3 protein-coding genes are annotated in these 2,416 nt (G+C 52.4%); 2 read left to right on the forward strand and 1 reads right to left on the reverse strand.

The features are described 5' to 3' along the window. The first annotated feature begins 296 nt into the window (after nt 1-296). Together murB and birA are read left to right on the forward strand one after the other, a co-directional pair. On the forward strand, nt 297-1,334 hold the full coding sequence (murB, locus tag J5224_RS24985; RefSeq protein ID WP_264627911.1) for a UDP-N-acetylmuramate dehydrogenase: 1,038 nt from the start codon (nt 297-299) through the stop codon (nt 1,332-1,334). Further along, entirely contained in the window at nt 1,331-2,290 is a 960-nt protein-coding gene (gene birA, locus J5224_RS24990) for a bifunctional biotin--[acetyl-CoA-carboxylase] ligase/biotin operon repressor BirA (RefSeq protein ID WP_264627912.1), read from the forward strand. The genes murB and birA overlap by 4 nt, the downstream gene beginning before the upstream one ends. A gap of 39 nt (nt 2,291-2,329) precedes the next feature. On the opposite strand, the gene J5224_RS24995 is transcribed toward birA, so the two are convergent. Continuing rightward, on the reverse strand, nt 2,330-2,416 hold an 87-nt coding region (locus tag J5224_RS24995; protein WP_264627913.1), incomplete at its 5' end, for a hypothetical protein.

The following is a 2,416-nucleotide window of genomic DNA, read 5'->3' on the forward strand; positions in this document are numbered from 1 at the left end:
ACGCCGTAGCGCCGATGGTAGTGTGGGGCTTCCCCATGTGAGAGTAGGGAACTGCCAGGCTTTTATCCAGCGAAGGGCTGTCCGAAAGGACAGCCCTTTTTGCTGTGCGTGGAATATCCACACTGCGATCCCCGATTCCCCACACCGTCATCCTCGGCGAAAGCCGGGGATCTCCGGCAGAAAAAACGCTATCCTTTCATTGCCCTCTCAGGGATCGAAGATGCCGACGGACCGTAGAGATTTGGCGTGCGGGATCGGGTAAACTACGGCGTATTCAATCTGGAGAGTACGTTCTGATGACGAGCAGTGTCACATCCCTTAAGCCATATCACACCTTCTCTTTGCCCGTTTATGCCGATGAGGTCGTCTGCGCCGATACACCGGATTCGTTGGCGGCTTCCTGGCGTCATGCGAGTGAACAGAATAAACCGGTGTTGATTGTGGGGGAGGGTAGCAATGTTCTGTTTTTGGAAGATTTTGTAGGGACTGTCATTGTTAACCGCATAAAAGGGATTGAGATTGCTGAAGACGACTGCGGATGGCACCTGCACGTCGGTGCCGGTGAGAACTGGCATCATCTGGTCGAGTATACGCTGCAACAGGGCGTGTCAGGGCTGGAAAATCTGGCGCTGATCCCAGGCTGCGTCGGCTCGGCTCCCATCCAGAATATTGGCGCTTATGGCGCTGAGTTTAAGCAGTTTTGCGCCTACGTCGATGTCTTGGATCTTACTCTCAATCTGGTGACCCGCCTCAGTGCCGAACAGTGTCAGTTTGGCTATCGTGAAAGTATTTTCAAACATGAATACCGCCAGGGATTTGCTATTGTTGCAGTAGGCCTGTATCTGACGAAGTCCTGGGTGCCTTTGTTGGGCTATGGTGATTTGGCGCAGCTCGATCCTGCAACCGCGACGCCTTATGCTATTTTTACGACGGTATGTGCAATGCGGCGTAAGAAATTACCCGATCCGGCGCTGTTAGGAAATGCGGGCAGTTTTTTCAAAAACCCCGTCGTCAGCGCCGAGCAGGCACAGGTTATCTTGACGCGTTACCCCAACGCACCACGCTATCCGCAGCCCGATGGTACGGTTAAATTTGCTGCTGGCTGGCTTATCGACCAGTGCCAGTTAAAAGGACATCGTATTGGTGGCGCGGCGGTTCATCACCAGCAGGCTCTGGTGCTGGTTAATCTTGGTGAGGCGACGAGTGGTGATATCGTTGCGCTGGCGCGTTATGTGCGTAATAGCGTTGCAGAGACATTTGCACTCTGGCTTGAGCCAGAAGTGCGCTTTATTGCTTCAGCGGGTGAAGTAAGCGCAACAGAGGTGCTGTCATGAAAGATATTCGCGTCCCTTTAACGCTTATCAAGATTCTTTCCGACGGTGAATTTTACTCAGGTGAATATCTGGGTGAACTGTTGGGAATGAGCCGAGCTGGTATTAACAAACATATCCAAACCATCAGAGAGTGGGGGTTGGATGTGTTTCCTGTTACAGGGAAAGGGTACAGCTTGCCTGAACCGATGCAATTGCTCGATGAGAATGTTATTCGTGCCGCACTCCCTGCGAGTAACGTTGCGGTACTGCCTGTCATTGATTCGACCAACCAGTATCTGCTCGACCGGCTGGAGAGCTTGCACTCTGGCGATGCGTGCGTGGCCGAGTACCAACAGGCTGGCCGCGGTCGTCGCGGACGTCAGTGGCAATCACCGTTTGGCGCTAACCTTTACCTATCCATGTTTTGGCGCTTGGAGCAGGGGCCTGCGGCCGCGGTGGGCGTGAGCCTGGCTATTGGTATCGTGATTGCAGAAGTACTGCATCGCCTCGGTGCACATGATGTCAAAGTTAAATGGCCTAACGATCTCTATATGCACGATCGCAAACTGGCTGGCATTCTGGTTGAGCTGATGGGAAAAACGGGAGATGCGGCACAGTTAGTGATCGGTATTGGCATCAACCTGCGGATGCGGGCCTCTTCGGGGCAGGGCGTGACGCAAGAGTGGATCAACCTGCAAGAAGCTGGGATCGATATCGATCGTAATATTTTGGCCGCTACGCTTATCACTGAACTGAGTAATGCGCTAGAAGTGTTTGAACAGGGCGGACTACGCTCTTTCATCCCGCGCTGGCAAGCCATCGATAATTACTATAATCGCCCGGTGAAATTGATTATGGGCGAGCGTGAGATACACGGCATTGAACGCGGGATTGATGAGCAGGGCGCGCTGTTACTCGAAGATAACGGTGAGATTAAGGCCTATATTGGTGGCGAAATTTCACTGCGTGGAAAATAGCCAGTAGGGGGGATTATCCCCCACTGTCTTGTAATATTTCTATTTTCTTAAACGCACATAGTCAACGGCATGATTAGCGCTTTTGGTCATAATCAAGCTGGCGCGTTCACGGGTAGGCAAAATATT

The organism is Candidatus Symbiopectobacterium sp. NZEC135 (genome assembly GCF_025962695.1).